Source organism: Klebsiella sp. PCX, assembly GCF_021869705.1.
Classification (GTDB): Bacteria; Pseudomonadota; Gammaproteobacteria; order Enterobacterales; family Enterobacteriaceae; genus Klebsiella; species Klebsiella quasipneumoniae.
On sequence record NZ_CP091527.1, the window covers coordinates 4,185,276 to 4,205,078 of the forward strand.

Genomic DNA, 19,803 nt, shown 5'->3' on the forward strand with positions numbered 1-19,803 from the left:
CCATGTCTCAGGCTATAGGAATTTTAGAACTCACCAGCATTGCCAAAGGGATGGAACTCGGCGATGCGATGCTGAAAAGCGCCAACGTCAATCTGCTGGTCAGTAAGACCATCTGTCCGGGGAAGTTTTTGCTGATGCTCGGCGGCGATATCGGCGCTGTCCAGCAGGCCATTGAAACCGGCACTTCGCAGGCCGGCGAAATGCTCGTCGACAGCCTGGTGCTGGCGAATATTCATCCCAGCGTCCTTCCGGCCATCAGCGGCCTGAATATCGTCGATAAGCGCCAGGCGGTAGGTATCGTCGAAACCTGGAGCGTGGCGGCCTGCATCAGCGCCGCTGACCGGGCGGTAAAAGGCTCAAACGTCACCCTGGTGCGGGTGCATATGGCCTTCGGCATCGGCGGTAAATGCTACATGGTGGTGGCGGGCGACGTTTCTGATGTCAACAACGCGGTGACGGTTGCCAGCGAAAGCGCGGGCGAAAAAGGGCTGCTGGTTTACCGCTCGGTGATCCCGCGCCCGCATGAAGCGATGTGGCGACAGATGGTGGAGGGATGATGGAAAGGCAGCCAACAACGGATCGCATGATTCAGGAATATGTTCCCGGAAAACAGGTGACCCTCGCGCACCTGATTGCCAATCCAGGGAAAGATCTCTTTAAGAAGCTGGGCCTGCAGGATGCGGTATCCGCCATTGGCATCCTCACCATTACGCCCAGCGAGGCGTCGATTATCGCCTGCGATATCGCCACCAAATCCGGCGCGGTAGAGATTGGTTTTCTTGACCGCTTTACCGGCGCCGTGGTGCTGACCGGCGACGTTTCCGCCGTCGAGTATGCCCTCAAGCAGGTGACGCGCACCCTGGGCGAAATGATGCAGTTCACTACCTGCACGATCACCCGGACGTAGCGCAATGAAACGTCTGATGCTTATCGGCCCCAGCCAGTGCGGGAAAACCTCGCTTACCCAGGGTCTGCGCGGCGAAGCGCTCCATTACAAGAAAACTCAGGCGATTGAATGGTCGCCGATGGCCATCGACACGCCGGGCGAATATCTGGAGAACCGCTGCCTTTATAGCGCCCTGCTGACCAGCGCCTGCGAGGCCGACGTTATCGCGCTGGTGCTGAATGCCGACGCCCAGTGGTCGCCGTTTTCTCCGGGTTTTACCGTCCCGATGAACCGTCCGACGATTGGCCTGGTCACCAAAGCTGACCTCGCCGACCCGCAGCGGATATCGCTGATCGGCGAGTGGCTCAGGCAGGCTGGCGCCCGGCAAATTTTTATCACCAGCGCGCTGAATAACCTGGGTCTTGATGCCGTGCTGAATTTTCTGAATTCGAAGGAACCTTTATGATGTCTTACAAAATCATGGCCATTAACGCCGGCAGTTCATCGTTAAAATTCCAGCTGCTGGAGATGCCGCAGGGCGACATGCTCTGCCAGGGATTAATCGAACGTATCGGCATGGCAAACGCCCAGGTGACTCTCAAAACGCCGGAGCAGAAATGGCAGGAGACGGCGCCGATCGCCGATCACCGTGAAGCCGTCACCCTGCTGCTTGAAAAGCTCCTCAACCATCGGATTATCCAGAGCTTGCAGGATATCGATGGCGTCGGCCACCGCGTGGCGCACGGCGGGGAGCGCTTTAAGGATTCAACGCCGGTGACCGATGACACCTTAGCGGAAATCGAGCGCCTGGCAGAGCTGGCCCCGCTGCATAACCCGGTAAATGCCTTAGGCATCAAAGTGTTCCGCCAGCTGCTGCCCGACGCGCCGTCGGTGGCGGTATTTGATACCGCTTTTCACCAGACGCTGGATGAGCGCGCCTTTATCTATCCGCTGCCGTGGCGCTACTACAGCGAGCTGGGCATTCGCCGTTACGGCTTCCACGGCACCAGCCATAAGTACGTCAGCGCGACGCTGGCGGAAAAGCTGGGCGTACCATTGAGCGCTCTGCGCGTAGTGTGCTGTCATCTCGGCAACGGCAGCAGCGTTTGCGCAATCAAAGGCGGGCGTTCGGTTAACACTTCAATGGGCTTTACGCCGCAGTCTGGGGTGATGATGGGCACCCGCAGCGGCGATATCGATCCGTCGATTCTACCGTGGCTGGCGCTGCATGAGGGTAAAACGCCGGAGCAGCTGAATCAGCTGCTGAATAACGAGTCCGGCCTGCTGGGGGTTTCCGGCGTCTCGCACGATTATCGCGATGTCGAGCAGGCGGCGGACAGCGGTAATCGTCAGGCAGCCCTGGCGCTCTCGCTGTTTGCTGAGCGCATTCGCGCCACTATCGGCAGCTATATTATGCAGATGGGCGGCCTGGACGCGCTGATCTTTACCGGCGGCATCGGCGAAAACTCCGCCCGAGCCAGGAGCGCCATCTGCCATAACCTGAATTTCCTCGGGCTCTCGGTCGATGAAGAGAAAAACCAGCACAACGCCACCTTTATTCAGGCCGAAAATGCGATGGTCAAAGTGGCGGTGATCAAAACTAATGAAGAGCTGATGATCGCCCGCGATGTGATGCGCCTGGCGCTGCCGCAGGCGCGCGAGCTGGCGGTACCAGCCTAAACGACGCCTCTCCCCTTTGCGGAGAATCATGGTAACCGGCGGGTCGCCGTGCCACTATGCGCCCTGGCGAAGGTAAGCGGAAAGGTGAAAACGTGGCCGTTGCACAATGTCCCGCCTCATGCGGAGAACTTATCCAGGGCTGGATCCTCGGCAGCGAGAAGCTGGTCTCCTGCCCGGTGGACTGGTACAGCACCGTCGAGGTCGAGACCGGCAAACCGCGCAACGATGAGCGGCCGCTGTCGCGGGCGATGGTCGACCAACTGCTGGCCCACTGGGGCTACCCGGCGGCGCTGAGTCAGCAGATCCGCATCACCCTGCACTCGACGATCCCGGTAGCCAAAGGGATGGCCAGCAGCACCGCCGATATCGCCGCCACCGCGGTGGCCACCGCCCATCATCTGGGCCACGCGCTGGATGAGCCGACGCTGGCGCGCCTGTGCGTCGCGCTGGAGCCCACCGACAGCACCCTGTTCCACCAACTGACGCTGTTCGATCATAATACCGCCGCTACCCAAATCGCCTGCCCTGCGCCACCGGCGCTCGACCTGTTAGTGCTGGAGAGCCCGCTGACGCTGCGTACCACCGACTACCATCAGCTGCAGCGCGAGGCGGGTCTGCTGGCTAACGCCTCCCGGCTGCAGCTGGCGTGGGAGAAAGTGCAGCAGGCCTGCCAGCATGGCAGCCCGCAGCTGCTGGGCGAAGCGGCCACTATTAGCGCCATCGCCAGCCAGCGGCTGTTGCCCAAGCCGAGGTTTGACGCGCTGCTGGAGCTGGTGGAAAGCGCAGGATTGTATGGCCTCAACGTGGCGCACAGCGGCAGCGTCGTCGGCCTGCTGCTGGACCGCCGTCGTCATGACGTGGATTTTTTGCAATGGCGGCTGGCAGAGCGCGGCATCGCCGCCCACTGGCCGCAACAGCATCTGCTGGCGATGGTGCCGGGGGGCGTCACCCTGCAGTAGGGCTCAGGCCAGCGCCCGGCGCAGCGCCGCCAGCAGCTGGTCGTTTTCGCCGGCGCTGCGGATCGCCACCCGGAAATAGCGGCTATCCAGCCCCGGGTAGTTGGCGCAGCTGCGGATCAACACGTGCTGGCGCAGCAGGGCGTATTGCAGGTCAAGATCGGGTCTGTCACAGCGCAAGAACAGGTAGTTGGCGCGCCCGGGCCACACGGTCAGCCCGGCCATCTCCTGAAGCTGCGCGTAGAAACGCGCTCCCTCCTCCTGCAGCCACTGCCAGGTGGCCCGCTGATACGCCCGGTCCTGAAGAATGATCTCCCCGGCCAGAGCGGCATAGGCATTGATGGACCATGGCATTTGTCGCTCGCGCAGCCGGGCCACCGCCCGGGCGTCAGCGTTGAGCAGGTAGCCTAGACGCAGCCCCGGAATAGCATAAAATTTAGTCAGCGAGCGCAGAACCCAGACGTGCGGATACTGCGCCAACAGGGGAATAAACCCCGGCTGATCGGGAATAAAGTCGAGGAAGGCTTCATCGAGGATCAGGCTGATATTTAGCGCCCGACAGCGTTGCGCAATGGCTTCCAGCAGGCCACGCTCCGGCAGCAGACCAGTGGGGTTGTTCGGGGTGCATAGAAACAGGCAATCCAGCGCCGGCGTGAGAGCATTGAGGATCCCGTCGGTCAGCTGCCAGCCATCGCGCTCCTGCAGGGCATACTCCACCACCTCGCAGTCCACAGTCTGCAGCGCGCGCCGGTACTCTGCGAATCCGGGAATGACGATCATCGCCCGCCGCGGCTTAAGGCCCTGGACAAGGGTGAAGATCGATTCAGTTTCGCCGTTGCCGGCGAGGATATGCGCCGCCGGCAGCCGATGGTGGGCCGCCAGCGCCTGATGCAGCTGTTGATACTCAACGTCAGGGTAGCGCTCGGCGCAGCCGGGATTGTCGACGATCGCCTGCCTGAGCGAGGCGGGCATTCCCAGCGGATTGATGTTGGCGCTAAAGTCCAGCAGTTCGCCGGGCGCAATGCCCAGCAGGGCGGCGGCCTCGCGGATATTGCCGCCATGGGCGCTTTTCAGTAAGGCCATGTCCCTTTCCTGTGTGGTTATCCGCGGCGGGCCAGCGTCGCACCGTCGGCGAAGTAGGCTTTAATCCCGGCGAGGATCGACTCGGCCACCTGCTGCTGGAATTTGGCCGTTTTCAGCTTCCGCTCCTCTTCCACGTTACTGATAAACGCCGTCTCCACCAGAATGGAGGGGATATCCGGCGCCTTCAGCACCGCAAAGCCCGCCTGCTCTACCCGGTTCTTGTGCAGGTTATTGATATTGCCCATTTTCTCCAGCACTGCCTTACCAAATTTGAGGCTGTCAGCGATGGTGAGGGACTGCACCATATCGAACATGGTGTGGTCGACATAGCGATCGCCGCTCTTGCTGACCCCACCGATCAGATCCGAGGCGTTCTGCGTCTGGGCGAGATATTTTGCCGCGGTACTGGTGGCCCCCTTGGTGGAGAGCGCAAACACCGAGGAGCCGCTGGGCTGGCGGCTGGTAAAGGCGTCGGCGTGAATCGAAACGAACAGGTCGGCGCGCTGCTTCTGCGCCTTGGCGACACGCACCTTCAACGGGATAAACACGTCTTCGTTGCGGGTCATATAGGCCTTCATATTGCCTTCTTTGTCGATCAGCGCCCGCAGGCGGCGGGCAATTTGCAGCACCACGTCTTTCTCGCGGGTGCGATACTTGCCCACAGCGCCAGAGTCTTCGCCACCGTGGCCGGGATCGAGCATAATGACAATCGGCCGGTCGCGCCCGGCTTTGCCCGGCTGCGGCCCGCTTTGCGCCGGCGGCACCTGTCGCTCCAGATCGCCTTTGTTGTAATCCTCAAGCAGCGCCAGTAGCGGATCCTGAACATCGGTGGCGTTGGCGGGGTAGAGATCCATCACCAGACGCTCTTTAAAGCCAGCTACCGGCGCGAGGGCAAACAGCTGCGGCTTAACGTTCTGCTTGAGCTCGAAGACCATGCGCACGGTTTGCGGATCAAACTGGCCCACGCGGGCGGACTTAATAAAGGGATCGTCATCGCGGATCTGCCCCCCCATGCCTTTCAGCACCGAGTTGAGATTAACCCCTTCCAGATCCACCACCACCCGTTCCGGATTACTGAGGGCAAACTGCCGGTATTTCAGCACATGATTCGATTCCACCGTGACGCGCGTGTAGGTCGATGCTGGCCAGACGCGAACAGCGACCACCCGCGCGGCGGCGGCCAGCCCAACGGGGCTCACGCTCATTAACCACATGGCGCCCGCGCCCTGCAGCAGACGGCGACGGCTTAATCCAGAGTTGTTTCCCGACATGCCACTCCCAAGCAATAAAAACGCATTTATACCCAAAACAAACAGATTGACCAGAAACTTTAACGAAAGGCATATAACCTGTCATCTATAAAAGGGTAAACATTCATTGACACCCTGCGCCGGGTCACATGTTTTTCGTGGCTTAGCCTCAAATTGGGGCTTGCGTTTAACGGCAAAACAGAATAAAAATACAATAATTACGAATAATCATGCATTGAGGGTTTGTCATGGTGAAGGAACGTCGCACTGAACTGGTAGAAGGATTCCGCCATTCTGTTCCCTATATAAATGCCCATCGGGGAAAAACGTTTGTCATCATGCTGGGCGGCGAAGCCATTGAGCATGAAAATTTCTCAAATATTGTCAATGACATAGGACTACTGCATAGCCTGGGCATTCGCCTGGTGGTGGTCTATGGCGCCCGCCCGCAGATTGACGCTAATCTCGCCGAGCACCACCACGAGCCGGTCTATCACAAGCAGACGCGAGTGACTGACGCCAAAACGCTGGAGCTGGTTAAGCAGGCGGCGGGGATGCTGCAGCTGGAGATCACCGCCCGCCTGTCGATGAGCCTCAACAACACCCCGCTGCAGGGGGCCCATATCAATGTCGTCAGCGGCAACTTTATCATCGCCCAGCCGCTGGGCGTCGATGACGGCGTCGATTATTGCCACAGCGGGCGCATTCGCCGTATTGACGAAGAGGCGATTCATCGCCAGCTCGACAGCGGCGCCATAGTCCTGATGGGGCCGGTCGCAGTATCGGTCACCGGCGAGAGCTTTAACCTGACTTCGGAGGAGATCGCCACCCAGCTGGCCATCAAGCTGAAGGCGGAGAAAATGATCGGCTTCTGTTCGTCGCAAGGGGTTTACAACCAGGCCGGGGAAATTGTCTCTGAACTGTTCCCCAATGAAGCGCAGGCCCGCGTCGAAGAGCTGGAAGCGGACGAAGATTATAACTCTGGCACCGTGCGCTTCCTGCGCGGGGCGGTGAAGGCCTGCCGCAGCGGCGTGCGGCGCTGCCACCTGATCAGCTATCAGGAAAATGGCGCGCTGCTGCAGGAGCTGTTCTCACGCGACGGCATCGGCACCCAGATCGTCATGGAGAGCGCGGAGCAGATCCGTCGGGCGACCATCAACGATATCGGCGGTATTCTTGAGCTGATAAGCCCGCTGGAGCAGCAGGGCATCCTGGTGCGCCGCTCCCGCGAACAGCTGGAGATGGAGATCGACAAGTTCACCATTATTCAGCGCGATAACACCACCATCGCCTGCGCCGCCCTCTATCCTTTCCCGGAAGAGAAGATCGGCGAAATGGCCTGCGTGGCGGTGCATCCGGATTACCGGAGCTCGTCGCGGGGAGAGGTGCTGCTGGAGCGTATTGCCGCCCAGGCCAGACAGATGGGCCTGAGCAAGCTGTTCGTGTTAACCACCCGCAGCATCCACTGGTTCCAGGAGCGCGGCTTCACGCCGGTGGATATCGACCTGCTGCCGGAGAGTAAAAAGCAAATGTATAACTATCAGCGCCGGTCGAAGGTGCTGATGGCCGACCTCGCTTAGCTCCTTCTCCCCCCTTTCTAACGGCCCGGGATAGCGCGACGCTCATCGCGTTATCCCCGAGGCCGGTATCCCCCTCTTCGCGCCGATCTGACGTGCGGCACGCGGGCTAAATTCCTGGTTTCCGCGCAGACCATATCTTTCTCGCTGGCTCACCGATATGCTACTGGCTGTCGACAGGATATCGACTGGCGCCACGGCCACCACCCGCCCTGCAAGGATCGCTTAACGAATGGAAACCCAACCGAACTGGCTGGTCAGACATATCAACCTCATTACCGCCGCGGTCGCCCTCTATCCGTGGTTGCTGTTGATTTTGTTGCTCTGGGACAACCAGCGCCATCATCAGAATGGCTATGCCGCGCTTGGCGCCGCCGTGGCGATATTATTTCTGCTGGCCCTGACGTCCGGCATGAATCTTCTCATCTCCTCGCTGGTGATTTTTTGTGCCCGCTGTTCCACCCCACCGCTGGCCGGCGGCGCAGCAGTCCGCTTTTTCGCCATGAACTCGATCTCGGCGCTCTGGCTTATCCCTCTGTTCTTCAGTTACTGATTTTTCCGCCAGCCCGGGCAACGGCTGCAGCATTTTCCATCGCCCGGACCCGGCGTCTCAGGGGGCTTCACGCCCGGCGAAAATCTCCGCCAGGCCGCTGCGCCGCTCGGTGCGGGTCACAATGGCCTGGGAGAGCACCTGCTCGTCGGCATAGAGCGACAATCGCCGTTTTGCGCGGGTGATCGCGGTATAGACCAGTTCGCGTGTCACCAGAGGAACGCTGCGCGCCGGCAGGATCAGCGCCGCATGGTCGAACTCGGAGCCCTGCGATTTATGCACGGTCATCGCCCAGGCGGTGTCATGCTCCGGCAGGCGGCTCGGCTGCACCGACTTGATGGCGCCGTCGGGCATCAGGAACCATACCCGCAGCTCGCCGTTGCGCTCCAGGGCGATGCCGATATCGCCGTTAAACAGCCCCAGCGCGCTGTCGTTGCGCGCGATCATAATCGGCCGGCCGTCATACCAGCGGGAGTGGCGCGGCAGGGCGATCGCCCGCTGGCGGTTGAGCCGCTGCTCCAGCCGCTCATTGACGCCGCTCACGCCGTACGGCCCTTCCCGCAGCGCACACAGCAGCTGAAATTCGCTGAAGGCGGCCAGCATGGCCTGCGGTTCCACCCGCTCGCGGCGCAGCTGCAGGTAGTGCTCATAGCCCTGCTGGGCCGCGCCGAGCATGGCTTCGTACTCTTCGGTCGTACTGAGGGGATGAAGCGCGATATCGTCAAACGGCTGGCGCAGCGTGGCCTTCACCTCCGCGCGCGCGCCAGCGTTCACCGCCCGCGCCAGGCTCCCGATGCCGGAGTGACTGCCGAAGCGATAGCTCTTTTGCAGCAGGCACAAGCTGTCTCTCAGCGCGCCAGCGATAGCCCCCTCGCCCGCTGGTACCGGCGAACCGGTCAGCCGGGTCAGCTCCTGCGCCCGCGCGGCGGTGTAGCCCGAGCTCGCCCAGGCGCAGATATCCCCCAGCACCGCCCCCGCTTCTACCGAGGCCAGCTGGTCACGATCGCCGAGGAAGATCACCCGCCCGTGAGCCGGCAGCGCGTCGATGAGCCGCGACATCATCGGCAGGTCGATCATCGAGGCTTCATCCACCACCAGCACGTCGAGATGCAGCGGGTTGCCGGCGTGATAGCGCATGCGCTGGCTGCCTGGCTGGGCGCCCAGCAGACGATGCAGCGTGCTGGCCTCGGTGGGAATCAACGCTTTCTGCGCGTCGGTCAGCGGCAGTTTTCTCAGCGCCGCGCCCAGCGATTCGGTCAGGCGCGCCGCCGCTTTCCCCGTCGGCGCCGCCAGACGAATACGACAGCGCGGACTATCTTCAATCTGGATCAGCGCCGCCAGAAGTTTGGCCACGGTGGTGGTCTTCCCGGTCCCGGGACCGCCGGAGATCACCGAGATGCGGCGGGTCAGCGCCACCGCCGCGGCCACTTTTTGCCAGTCGGTTTCGCCGGTAGCAGGGAACAGGGCATTGAGGGTTGCCGCCAGCCGGGCCTCATCCATCTCCAGCACCCGGTTGGCTTCGTTGAAGAAGCGGGCGACGGTCAGCTCGTTGCGCCACATCCGGTTCAGATAGAGCCGGTCGCCGCATAAAATCATCGGCGCCGGGGCATCGCCGCAGCTCACCGCCGATGAAGCGAGCAGCAGCGCGGGCCAGTCCTCCGGCGCGCCGGCGTCGGCCAGCAGCCGATCGCGGATCTCCCCCGCTTTCCCGCTTAGCGCCTCGTCGCCGCTCAGCCGCGAGAGCGGCAGGCACACGTGCCCCTCTCCGGCATCACGGCTCAGCAAGGCCGCCGCCAGCTTGACCGCCGGCGGGTCGTTTTGCGCCACCATCAGGGCAAACTGGACGTCCAGCGGCCGCAGCAGACGCTGCTCCACCGCCGCCAGCAGTAGTTGATCAAAAGTCATGAGGCCTCCTCCTGAGTTTCTCCGGCAAAAAGCTGATCCAGACCGTCAATCAGCGGTCGCACCGGCCGGGTAGTGAAGATCCCCTGCCCCCCCTCCTGACCGTCCATGCCGCGCAGGAAGAGATAAATCACGCCGCCGAAGTGGCGGTCATAGTCGTAATCGGCCAGCCGATGGCGCAGATAGCGGTGCAGCGCCAGGCTGTACAGCTGATACTGCAGATCGTAGCGGTGGGCCCGCATCGCCTGCTCCATCGCTGGCCGGGTATAGGCCTCGCGATCTTCCCCCAGCCAGTTGGATTTGTAATCCAGCAGGTAATAGCGGCCTTCGTGGCGGAAGACCAGATCGATAAAACCCTTCAGCATGCCGCGCACCTGGCGGAAATCCAGCGGCGGCGTGTCGGCGGAAAGGGGATCGTACTGGCGGATAAGCGCATCAAGGCGCTCCGCCGTCAGCAGCTGCGCGATGGGCAGGTAAAATGCCATTTCCACCTGTTTATCCCGCGCCGCAAGCTGATTGAGCGCGATATCCGGCCCCGGCAGGCGGGTCTTCAGCACGCCCCCCAGCCAGTCGGTCAGCACCGGCGCCCACTGTGCGTCAAACCCGCTCAGCTGCAGTTTCTCCGCCATCCATCCGTCCGGCACCGGCTGGGTAAAGTCCAGTTCCTCAAACAGACTGTGCAGGAAGGTCCCCGGCGCAGCGCCGCGCGGGAACTGGTGCGGGGTCAGCTGCGGCTCTTCCACCACCTCGCCGACGCCGACGGCATCGATATCCAGACGTGGCAGCAGATCCTGCCCGCTGCTGAAGCCATGCTGCTGCAGACCGGAATAGCTGGTTACCCGCCAGTCATCGGCGATGCGGCGCTGCAGCTCGCGCGCCGACAGCGGGGGGATGCTCGCCGCCGGCGCCTGCCACGGGGTCAGATCCAGCTCGCCCGGCCTCTGCAATGCAATATCGCCATGGCAGAAGTCCGCTAAGCGCGCGGCCAGCCCGGCGGCATCCATGGCTTCGCCCGCCTGCAGCAGCCGCCCCAGGGCGCTCAGATGAAAATCGCTGTTGCCGGACTTTCGGCTGCTGAGGGGCGCTACGCCGAGGCTGCAGTGCCAGACCGCGCGGGTCAAGGCGACGTACAGCAGGCGCAGATCTTCCGCCAGCCGCTCCGCCTCCGCCAGTTCGAGGCTGGCCTCATCCTGGCCCAGATCCAGCACCGCCGCGAACGTCTCGCGATCGTGATAGAACGCCTGGTCCTGTTTGCGAAACCGGGCGATAAACGGCAGCCAGACCAGGGGATATTCCAGCCCTTTTGACTTATGAATAGTGACGATTTGCACCAGGTGCTTATCGCTTTCCAGACGCATCTGCTGGCTGGCGGCGTTGCTGTCCGGCTCGGCGATATGCTGCGTCAGCCAGCGCACCAGGGCGTGCTCGCTTTCCAACTGGCTGGCCGCCTCCTGCAGCAGTTCGCTGATGTGCAATATGTCGGTTAAGCGCCGCTCGCCGCCCCGGGTCGCCAGCAGGTTCTCGGCGATATGCCGGGCCGTCATCAGCGCCCGCAGCATCGGCATCACCCCGCGCTGACGCCAGATCTGACGGTATTCACTGAACTCCTCCACCAGCGCGTCCCACGCCTGCTCATCCTGATTGAGATTTTCAATATCCAGCGCGGTCAGGCCAAACATCGAGGTCGCCAGCGCGCTGCGCAGGGTATTTTCCCGCTCCGGGGACAACACCGCCTGCAGCAGCCAGAGCAGCTCCTGGGCCTCCAGCGTCTCAAAAACGCTGTCGCGGTTGGAGAGGTAGACCGAAGGGATGCCCAGCGTCTGCAGCGCTTCACGCACCTGCGCCGCCTCCAGCCGGTTGCGCACCAGCACGGTAATATCCGAAGCCTGCACCGGGCGCGAGGTTTCCCCACGCCACAGTAGCGCGCGCCCCTGCTGACCGGCGCTCAGCCAGTCGCGGATCTGCGTGGCGCAGAGCTGCGCCATAAACGTCTGATAATCGCCGGCGCCCACGGTGTCGCCGGGCATCAACCAGACGTTCATCGCCGGTACGTCCGCCGCGTCAACGGTAAAGCGCAGCCCCTGGTTCTTCGCCGCCGCCTTCACCGGCAGGAACGGGATCTCGCGAAACATGAAGGGGTTATCGCTGAGGCTGAACAGCCGGTTGACGCTGCCCACCATGCCCGGCGAGGAGCGCCAGTTGGTGTCTAGCGTGTAGTGCGCGGCAACGTCGCCGCGCGCTTTCATATAGGTAAAGATATCGGCGCCGCGAAAGGCGTAGATGGCCTGCTTCGGATCGCCGATCAGCAGCAGCGCCGTCTCCGGCTGCTGGCGCCAGATACGGCGGAAAATCCGGTACTGTTGGGGGTCGGTATCCTGAAATTCGTCGATCATCGCCACCGGAAAACGCTGGCGAATGGCGCTAGCCAGCGCCTCGCCGCTGTCGCCGCGCAGCGCCTCGTCAAGCCGGCTGAGCATATCGTCAAACCCCAGCTCGCCGCGGCGGCGCTTTTCGCGCGCGACCGCATCGCGGATCTCGACCATCGCTCTCGCCAGCACCAGATCGGTGAGCGTCAGCGACGAGGCCAGCAGCGATTCTACGGCGCTAAACAGAGGATGTACGGGCGGTTCGCCACCGGCTTTGGTACGCTCAAGCAGAAACGACTGGGCAAATTTTTCCAGCGCGTCGGGTAACTGATAGCTCAACGTCTCTTCCTGCGCCCAGGCGGTCACTTTCTCAAGCCATTTGCCCTGGTTGCCGCGATTGAACTTCCGCCGGTCAAGACCCGAATCTTCAAGCACGCCTTCGATCTCGCCCACCTGCTCGCGCCACTGCTGCTTGAGCGAGTCAATGCGGTCGATGATTTGCTGATGGCGTTCGGCCAGCGTCTCGTCGGCGGCTGGCGGCGACTTAAGCTGCGGCGCTTCGCCCTGCAGCCAGCGGTCAAGGGACTTCAGCAGATCGCGCGGCCCTTTCCAGACATCGTGGATCACCGCCGCGATATCGCGGGTCAGCGGATAACAGTGACGGCGCCAGAAGTCGGCGCAGGCCTGATAGCGCAGGCGGGATTCATCCTCTATTAGCTGCTGCTCGAACAGCATGCCCGATTCGAAGGCGTTAAGGCTCAGCATCCGCTGGCAAAAACCGTGGATGGTGAACACCGCCGCCTCGTCCATCTGCCGTTCAGCCAGCAGCAATGTCTTTACGGCGTCCTCTTTATCGACGATCTCCGCCAGCAGCGCGCTGTAGAGCGGGTTATCGGATTCACCGCGCATACAGGCGATGCGCAGCTCGTGGATGTTGCTGCGGATACGCCCGCGCAGCTCTTCGGTCGCCGCCTCGGTAAAGGTCACCACCAGCAGTTCTTCAACGCTGATGGCGCGGGGATAGGCTGCCTCGCCGCCCAGCCCCAGCAGCAGCCGCAGATACAGCGCGGCGATGGTAAAGGTTTTTCCGGTGCCCGCAGAGGCTTCTATCAGGCGCTCGCCCCTCAAGGGCAAGCGCAGGGGATCCAAAGACTCAGCGGTGTCGGTCATTCATTCTCTCGCATCAGGGGTAAGGATTGCTGCAATGCGCTGACGTTTTCCCACACTTTGCCGCCTGCCGGCTGGGCATAGTCCGCTTTGCCATTCTGGCTACCGGAAATCTGGGACAATATCGTCATGCCCTGCGGCTCCACCACCGTCTGATGGAAGAAGTCAGCAAGTTTTTGCGGCGTCAGCAGTTTAATCTGAGCCACTACTTTATCACGTGAATCAAAACGCATATTACCGCGATCGAAATCTTTGCTCAGTTTCGATGCCTCTTCGCCCAGCGTCTGCGGCGCCTGCATCATCTGGCTTATCACCGCCTGCTGGAGCTGGGCAAACTCTTCCGGCTTCATCGCCCGCAGCTTCGCCTCCGCGGTGGGGAAGAAGGCCTGGAACCGCTGCCAGAGGAAAGCCGGCTGCTTATCGCTACTTTGCAGCAGGAAGCCCATGCCCCACTGACGTCCCACGTTCATCGGGAAGGCAAAGACCGCGTAGCCGAGCTGCTCTTCGGTACGCAGCTGGTTATAGAACCACGGCTGAATAATCTGTCCCAGCAGGGTGCTGGCGGCGGTGCTGCTGAACTCATCCACGTTGGGCGGTGCGAACACCGCGGCCAGCGCAGAGTCGGTGCTGTTGCCCGCTTTGTTGAAGATCGCCAGCTGCTGCCGGTTCACCACTACATCTTTATTGCGGCACCATTCGTTGCCGTCAGCGCCCAGCTGCTGCTGGATCTGGCGAGCCAGCGTCGTGGCGGCATCGGCGGACATATTGCCGATCACCATCAGTTCAGGGCGTCCCTTGGTTTTCAGGTTGGCGCGGTAGTCGAGCACCTCCTGCAAAGTGATGGAAGGCAGCAACGCCCGGCGTACTTCGCGCTGGAAATACGGAACCTGGGAGACCATCTGGATCGGCATTATCGCCTGATCGTAGGCTTTGCCCTTCTCAGCGGAGTCCATCATTTGCGCATACCACGATTTGGCCTGCTCCAGCTGCTCCTCGGTCGGCGTATAGCTGAAGTACCCCTGCAGCAGGTCGCTGAACAGCGCCGGCAGGTGCTGGGTGTAGCCGTTGGCATTGACCATTAACCCGTTATTGGCGCCGGTGGAGAACGAAATGCCGCCGACCGCCGCCTGGTTACTGAGCTGATCGAGGGCGATGCCGGCGAGATAATCGTTGAGGGCAAACATCACCTGCCGGCGAGCGCTGTCCATCGCCTGGGGATTACGCAGCACCAGGGAGATATCCGCCTTCGGCTCGCTGGCGAAATACTGGCTCGGGGCATAAACCACCCGCAGCGTCGGTTCATCGAGGATCAGCTGCGGGTGCGGCCAGGCTTTATCGCTTTTGATGAGGGTGAAATCATCCGGAATATAGGGGTTGAGCACCGGCAGCTGCAGCTTGATGGCCTGCGCTTTTTGCTGCCAGTCAGCGAAGGTCTGCTCGCTAATCTTATCCACCTGATACGGCGCATCGACAAAATAGGCGGTCTTGTTATGCGGTTCCTGCGGGCTGATATACCAGATGCGCGCGTTCTGCGGGGTCATCATCGCCAGCCGGTCTTTAATCGCCTGCGGGTCGTACCGATCGGCAATGTTGACCACGTCCAGCGCATGCTCGACCGGCACCCGGATCATGGTATCCGCCAGCCATTCCACGTAATCCATATCACGGTTGATCGACGGATAGCGGAAATCCAGCGCCAGCACATGCGCCAGCTCGTCAAAGTAACGTTTGTCGACGCCCTGGGTACGCAGGAGGTCGAGGTAGCTGAATATGGCCGCCGTCACTTCGTCGCGGTGCGCCAGGCCTTTATCGGTGAGGGTGGCAGAGATCGCCAGCACGCCGCTGTTGCCGTTCACCACCGGGTCAGAATCCGCGCGGATGCCTTCCGCCAGTCCCTGCTTTTGCAGCCAGTCGGAGAGCGTCCCCGGGCTGCGGTTGCCGATCAGGTAAGTGACCAGCTCATCGGTTTTGCTGCGGAAGCGATCGCTGTTGTTGTCGATGCGAAACTCGACGCGCAGCACTTTACGCGGCATCGCCGGCACATAGTGAATAATGATGCCTTTTTGCGCATCGGTTACCACCGGCACGCTTATTTCCGGCCTGCTGATTTGACGATTCGGCACGCGGCCAAAGGTGTCAGCGGCCATGCGCGCCAGCTCCGGCAACGGCTTGTTGCTGTAGATCACCGCCTTCATCAGATTGGCGGAGTACCAGCAATCGCGGAAGGTATGCAGCGCATCAAGTACCGGGCTGCCGGGCTTATCGCTGAGCGTCTCGAGGTTGCCGCCAGAAAAGTGGGCCGCCGGGTGAGCCGGGTTAATGGTTTCTGCGCTGACCTGAGCCATGCGCATCCCGTCTCGCGTCCGGGCCATGGTTAGCTCGGCGTTGACCGCGTTACGTTCGCGGTCGGCATATTTTTTATCCAGCAGCGGCGCGGCAATGGCATCCGCCAGGCGGTCTACGGCCCCGTCCAGCGCATTATTCTCCACTTCGAGATAGAACGCGGTGCGGTAGGGCGCGGTGCTGGCGTTATGGCTGCCGCCGTGCAGTTTAAGAAACTCTGCCAGACTGTCAGGCTGGGGATATTTTTGTGACCCCATCAGCGTCATATGTTCCAGAAAATGCGCCAGCCCCTGATGATCGGCCGGATCCTGCAGGGATCCCACCGGCACCACCAGCGCCGACAGCGATTTCACCGCCTGCGGATCGGAAACCAGCAGCACGACCATGTCGTTATCAAGACGGATCGCCTGATACTGACGCGTATCTTTTTCGCTTTTGCGGATCGTCTCCTGAACAGGCTGCCATCCGGTGTCGGCCTGACTAAACGGCGCCCAGAGGGCGGCCAGCACAACAAAAATCTTGAACCATAAACTGCGGGGCATTCACGAACCTCATCATTAACAAACTTGCGCTGCACAGCGTGCAGCCTTTTATGTCCATCAGTCCGTGATACGTTGCGCATAATAAATGAACCGCCATTCACTGCGCAATTTTTATACTATTTAAATTTGTGTGGACTGATGGTAACGATATAGCGGTAACAGATAACGCTGCGTCTGGGCAATGATTTCTTCGTAATGCGCCGGCTCCAGCGAACGCCACAGGCGTTGATACCAGATATCGGCCCCCTCCCCGCTGACCACCATGTTACCTTCGTAGGTCTGCAGGAATTTGCTCCGCGCTTTCTGCTGCGTCTCTTCGTCCATTAAAATGACATCCTTTTCGGCGTCATAACAGGCTTTCAGCCAGGCGCCACCGCTTTCCGGCAGCAGCAGCAGCGGCTGCGACATCCCCAGCAAATAGCCATCCACCAGCTCATTCAGGTACGCCTGCGCCTCGGCGGGCGCCAGCGGCGGAAAACGCCACTCTCCCTCTTTACGCACAAACAGCCGGCTCTCGCCGGTACCGCCGCTGGCACAGTAGACAAGGTGTTCCAGCCAAAGTTGCATCCCCTGGGAGACGCTCAGCAGCGAAGGCCGCCAGCGCAGCAGCCCGTCCGGCTGCACCTGCTGCAGCCAGCCGGTCAGATTTACGCCGCCGCACTGGAGATCGATCTCCATGCTCTGCGCCTGCTGGCGCTCGGCCATCACCCGCTCGGCCAGGGCCTGCATCTCCAGTCGCTGCGTCTCCCACACCAGTTCGCCAAAGGCGCCATACGGCAGCTCGCCGGCGGCGCGGAAGCGGCGGAACATGGCCGAGACGTCCTGCTCCTCGATAAGGGTATTAAGCAATTGCTGGTTCAGTTGATAACGGCTCAGCCCTTCCAGGGTGAAGGGCTCGTCATCGGGAATATCATCCTCTTCCGCACGGAAATTGACCCGCAGACGCTGCTGAAAGAACGCGCGAACCGGGTGCTGCCAGAAGCGCAGGAGCTGCTCGAACGGCAGGCTGTCTATCGGCGGCGGGGTAAGCGGTTGAATGAAGTCGCTATGCGCCTCCCCCTGCTGGCCGGCGGCAGCCAGCCATTCCCGGGCGTAGCTCTTATTCTCGTTATCCTGGAAATTAGCGACGTCGAACGGCATGCGGGTATGCAGATGGGTGATGTGGGCTTTAACCCGCGCCTCGCTGGCGTCGCAATCAAGCTCCTCATCGCCGGCGAGACAGTGGCTCTGGCCGACGTAATCCACCAGCTCCTGCACCAGCACCGAGGGAAAGCGCTCGCTGTTGTCCTGGATAGAACGGCCGATGTAGCTGATATACAGCGTCTGTTCGGCGGACATCAGCGCCTCCAGGAACAGGTAGCGGTCATCATCGCGCCGGCTGCGGTCGCCGCGCTGCGGCTTCTGGCTCATTAAATCAAAACCCAGCGGCGGCAGCGTTCGCGGATAAACCCCATCGTTCATCCCCAGCAGGCAAACCACTTTGAAAGGAATAGAGCGCATCGGCATCAGGGTGCAGATATTGACCGGGCCGGCGAGAAAGCGCTGGCTGATCCGTTGCTGATCGAGGCGCTGGGCCAGCTCATCGCGCAGCAGCGTCAACGGCACCTGGTCGCCATACTGCGCCTCCAGACCGCTATCAATCACCGCCAGCCACTGCTGCTCAATCAGCGCCAGCGCCGCTTCGGTCTCACTGTCCGGCAGGAAAAAGTCATTCAGCAGATCGCGACAGACCGGCAGCCACTCCGCCAGCGGCCGCTGTTGGGCGAGACCGCGTCGCCACAGGTTAAGCTGCATCAGCAGCGATGCGAGGTTACCTACCAGCTCGGCGATCAAACCGCTGGATTCGTCATAGGGCAGCACCGACTGCCATTCGCCCTCCCGGCTGTCCATCGCGTAGCCCAGCAGCATGCGGGTAAGGCCGAACCGCCAGGTGTGCTGGCCGGTCGCCGGCAGGTCCAGCTCACGGACGTTGTCGTCATCCATTCCCCAGCGGACCCCGGACTCGTTGACCCACTGGCGCAGGTAGCGCAGACCCTCTTCATTGATGTTAAAGCGCGCCGCCAGCACCGGCACGTCCAGCAGCGCCAGCACATCTTCGCTGGCGAAGCGGCTGTCGGGCAGCGAGAGCAAAGTGATAAACGCCTGCAGCACCGGGTGCGACTCGCGGGCGCGGCGATCGGAGATCGCCCACGGCAGCCAGCGGTCGCCGCTGGCGGCGCCAAACACCGCCTGTATATAGGGGCTGTAGCTGTCGATATCCGCCACCATGACGATGATATCCCGCGGCGTGAGCGTCGGATCCGCCTCCAGCATCGCCAGCAGCCGATCGTGCAGAACCTCCACTTCACGCTGCGGACTGTGGCAGACATGAATGCTCAGGCTGCGGTCATCCTGCGCCAGCGGACGTTTGTCGCGACTGTGGGCGAAAGCCTCCGCGCTCTGCCCGGCCACCGCCGCGTTGCGCAGTTCCAGGATATCCGACTGTAGATTATGCAACAGGTTATCGGGAACGATATCGACAAAGGCGTCCAGCTCCTCATAGCGCTCCAGCCCCGCCAGCAGGTAGATATAATCGCGCCCCAATTTACCCCAGGAGGCGAGCAACGGGTTGCCGACATCCTGCTCCCCGGCGTCATTAAACAACCCCGGCGCCTGCTCGGTGTCGCGAAACAGGGGTAGCGCGCGCGCCTCGCGGTGATGGCGCCGCTGACGCGATAGCAGCTTCGCCAGGAACGCCGGATCTTTAATATCACCCCAGTAATAGCGGCAGGGGTTGGTGAACAGCACATAGACATCGACATGCTTACCCAGCGCCTGCAGCGCCTGAAGATAGACCGGCGGCAGCGCGGAAATTCCACAGATAAAGACGCGCGACGGCAGCCCGGCGGGCGGTTCATCCGCCTTTTCCAGGGCGCTGATAAAGCGCTGATAGAGATTGGCGCGGTGCCACTGCGGCTGCCCCAGCTCGGCGGTATAGCGCACCAGCGCTTTCCACAGCGGCGCCTGCCACTGCTGGGCGTCGCCGAGGCCGTCAACCCGCTGGTCGGCCTCCCAGCGCATCAGCCATTCCGGGCGATAAACCAGATATTGGTCATAGAGGTCCGCTACCCGGGCGGCCAGCTGAAACAGCTTGCGCTTGTCGCCGTCATCGCTCAGATACTGGCGCAGCAGGATAAAATCGTCCTCTTCCAGGTGCTGCGGCAGGAGAGTCATCAGCTTCCAGCTCATGCTCTGCTTGCTGAAGGCGCTTTCGCCAGGGATATCCTTCAGGACGCGCACGAACATATCCCAGATAAAGCTCGCCGGCAGCGGGAACTCGATGTTGGCGGCAATGCCGAAGCGCGAGGCCAGGGTCATCTGCAGCCACTGCGCCATACCGGTACTCTGCACCAGCACCATTTCAGTCTGAAAAGGGTCATCCAGCCGCTGGCGCTCGACGATAAACTCCATCAACGCTTCGAGAACATCCAGCCGGTTTGAGTGGTAAACCCTTAACATAAT

13 protein-coding genes are annotated in these 19,803 nt (G+C 61.6%); 7 read left to right on the plus strand and 6 right to left on the minus strand.

Annotation, left to right across the window (positions count from 1 at the left end; all coding sequences use genetic code 11):
- Positions 1-2 precede the first annotated feature (2 nt).
- The 5 genes from pduT (at position 3) to GQR96_RS19910 (ending at position 3,525) form a co-directional block, all read left to right on the plus strand.
- Positions 3-557: a propanediol utilization microcompartment protein PduT gene (pduT, locus tag GQR96_RS19890; protein ID WP_004205470.1), complete on the plus strand. Its 555-nt coding sequence runs from the start codon at positions 3-5 to the stop codon at positions 555-557.
- The gene (gene pduU, locus GQR96_RS19895) at positions 557-907 is read left to right on the plus strand and encodes a propanediol utilization microcompartment protein PduU (protein WP_004205469.1); all 351 of its coding nucleotides are present in this window, start codon (positions 557-559) and stop codon (positions 905-907) included. The genes pduT and pduU overlap by 1 nt, the downstream gene beginning before the upstream one ends.
- 4 nt (positions 908-911) lie before the next feature.
- Positions 912-1,352 (plus strand): propanediol utilization protein PduV, encoded by a 441-nt coding sequence (gene pduV, locus GQR96_RS19900; protein ID WP_017899224.1) that lies wholly within the window; start codon positions 912-914, stop codon positions 1,350-1,352.
- Positions 1,352-2,566, plus strand: a complete 1,215-nt coding sequence (locus GQR96_RS19905) for an acetate/propionate family kinase (RefSeq protein ID WP_032431262.1) — start codon at positions 1,352-1,354, stop codon at positions 2,564-2,566. Before pduV ends, GQR96_RS19905 begins: the two co-directional genes overlap by 1 nt.
- Positions 2,567-2,658: 92 nt before the next feature.
- On the plus strand, positions 2,659-3,525 hold the full coding sequence (locus GQR96_RS19910; RefSeq protein ID WP_141691344.1) for an L-threonine kinase: 867 nt from the start codon (positions 2,659-2,661) through the stop codon (positions 3,523-3,525).
- 3 nt (positions 3,526-3,528) lie between these two features.
- Here the strand turns inward: GQR96_RS19910 and cobD are convergent, their stop codons facing one another.
- Together cobD and amiC are read right to left on the minus strand one after the other, a co-directional pair.
- Positions 3,529-4,605 (minus strand): threonine-phosphate decarboxylase CobD, encoded by a 1,077-nt coding sequence (gene cobD / locus GQR96_RS19915; RefSeq protein ID WP_017899227.1) that lies wholly within the window; start codon positions 4,603-4,605, stop codon positions 3,529-3,531.
- Positions 4,606-4,622: 17 nt separating this feature from the next.
- Positions 4,623-5,876 (minus strand): N-acetylmuramoyl-L-alanine amidase AmiC, encoded by a 1,254-nt coding sequence (gene amiC / locus GQR96_RS19920; protein ID WP_017899228.1) that lies wholly within the window; start codon positions 5,874-5,876, stop codon positions 4,623-4,625.
- A 227-nt stretch (positions 5,877-6,103) separates the two neighbouring features.
- Between amiC and argA the strand changes: the two genes are divergently transcribed.
- Positions 6,104-7,435, plus strand: a complete 1,332-nt coding sequence (argA, locus tag GQR96_RS19925; RefSeq protein ID WP_004149616.1) for an amino-acid N-acetyltransferase — start codon at positions 6,104-6,106, stop codon at positions 7,433-7,435.
- 229 nt (positions 7,436-7,664) lie between these two features.
- Positions 7,665-7,985: a hypothetical protein gene (locus GQR96_RS19930; protein ID WP_017899229.1), complete on the plus strand. Its 321-nt coding sequence runs from the start codon at positions 7,665-7,667 to the stop codon at positions 7,983-7,985.
- Between the two features lie 57 nt (positions 7,986-8,042).
- Here the strand turns inward: GQR96_RS19930 and recD are convergent, their stop codons facing one another.
- The 4 genes from recD to recC form a co-directional block, all read right to left on the minus strand.
- Positions 8,043-9,887 (minus strand): exodeoxyribonuclease V subunit alpha, encoded by a 1,845-nt coding sequence (gene recD, locus GQR96_RS19935; protein WP_065905351.1) that lies wholly within the window; start codon positions 9,885-9,887, stop codon positions 8,043-8,045.
- Positions 9,884-13,420 carry an exodeoxyribonuclease V subunit beta gene (gene recB / locus GQR96_RS19940; protein WP_049004108.1) on the minus strand — a complete coding sequence of 1,179 codons (3,537 nt, stop codon included), beginning with the start codon at positions 13,418-13,420 and terminating at the stop codon, positions 9,884-9,886. The genes recD and recB overlap by 4 nt, the downstream gene beginning before the upstream one ends.
- Positions 13,417-16,302, minus strand: a complete 2,886-nt coding sequence (gene ptrA / locus GQR96_RS19945) for a pitrilysin (RefSeq protein ID WP_065905360.1) — start codon at positions 16,300-16,302, stop codon at positions 13,417-13,419. The genes recB and ptrA overlap by 4 nt, the downstream gene beginning before the upstream one ends.
- Positions 16,303-16,422: 120 nt before the next feature.
- Positions 16,423-19,800 (minus strand): exodeoxyribonuclease V subunit gamma, encoded by a 3,378-nt coding sequence (gene recC, locus GQR96_RS19950; protein WP_004205451.1) that lies wholly within the window; start codon positions 19,798-19,800, stop codon positions 16,423-16,425.
- Positions 19,801-19,803 lie beyond the last annotated feature (3 nt).

What these genes read in the sequence shown, in the direction of transcription:
- argA (WP_004149616.1), top strand. Translation starts at nt 6,104, where the DNA reads ATGGTGAAGGAACGTCGCACTGAACTGGTAGAAGGATTCCGCCATTCT.
- pduT (WP_004205470.1), top strand. Translation starts at nt 3, where the DNA reads ATGTCTCAGGCTATAGGAATTTTAGAACTCACCAGCATTGCCAAAGGG.
- GQR96_RS19905 (WP_032431262.1), top strand. Translation starts at nt 1,352, where the DNA reads ATGTCTTACAAAATCATGGCCATTAACGCCGGCAGTTCATCGTTAAAA.
- pduV (WP_017899224.1), top strand. Translation starts at nt 912, where the DNA reads ATGAAACGTCTGATGCTTATCGGCCCCAGCCAGTGCGGGAAAACCTCG.
- cobD (WP_017899227.1), bottom strand. Translation starts at nt 4,605, where the DNA reads ATGGCCTTACTGAAAAGCGCCCATGGCGGCAATATCCGCGAGGCCGCC.
- recC (WP_004205451.1), bottom strand. Translation starts at nt 19,800, where the DNA reads ATGTTAAGGGTTTACCACTCAAACCGGCTGGATGTTCTCGAAGCGTTG.
- recB (WP_049004108.1), bottom strand. Translation starts at nt 13,420, where the DNA reads ATGACCGACACCGCTGAGTCTTTGGATCCCCTGCGCTTGCCCTTGAGG.
- ptrA (WP_065905360.1), bottom strand. Translation starts at nt 16,302, where the DNA reads ATGCCCCGCAGTTTATGGTTCAAGATTTTTGTTGTGCTGGCCGCCCTC.
- GQR96_RS19930 (WP_017899229.1), top strand. Translation starts at nt 7,665, where the DNA reads ATGGAAACCCAACCGAACTGGCTGGTCAGACATATCAACCTCATTACC.
- amiC (WP_017899228.1), bottom strand. Translation starts at nt 5,876, where the DNA reads ATGTCGGGAAACAACTCTGGATTAAGCCGTCGCCGTCTGCTGCAGGGC.
- pduU (WP_004205469.1), top strand. Translation starts at nt 557, where the DNA reads ATGGAAAGGCAGCCAACAACGGATCGCATGATTCAGGAATATGTTCCC.
- recD (WP_065905351.1), bottom strand. Translation starts at nt 9,887, where the DNA reads ATGACTTTTGATCAACTACTGCTGGCGGCGGTGGAGCAGCGTCTGCTG.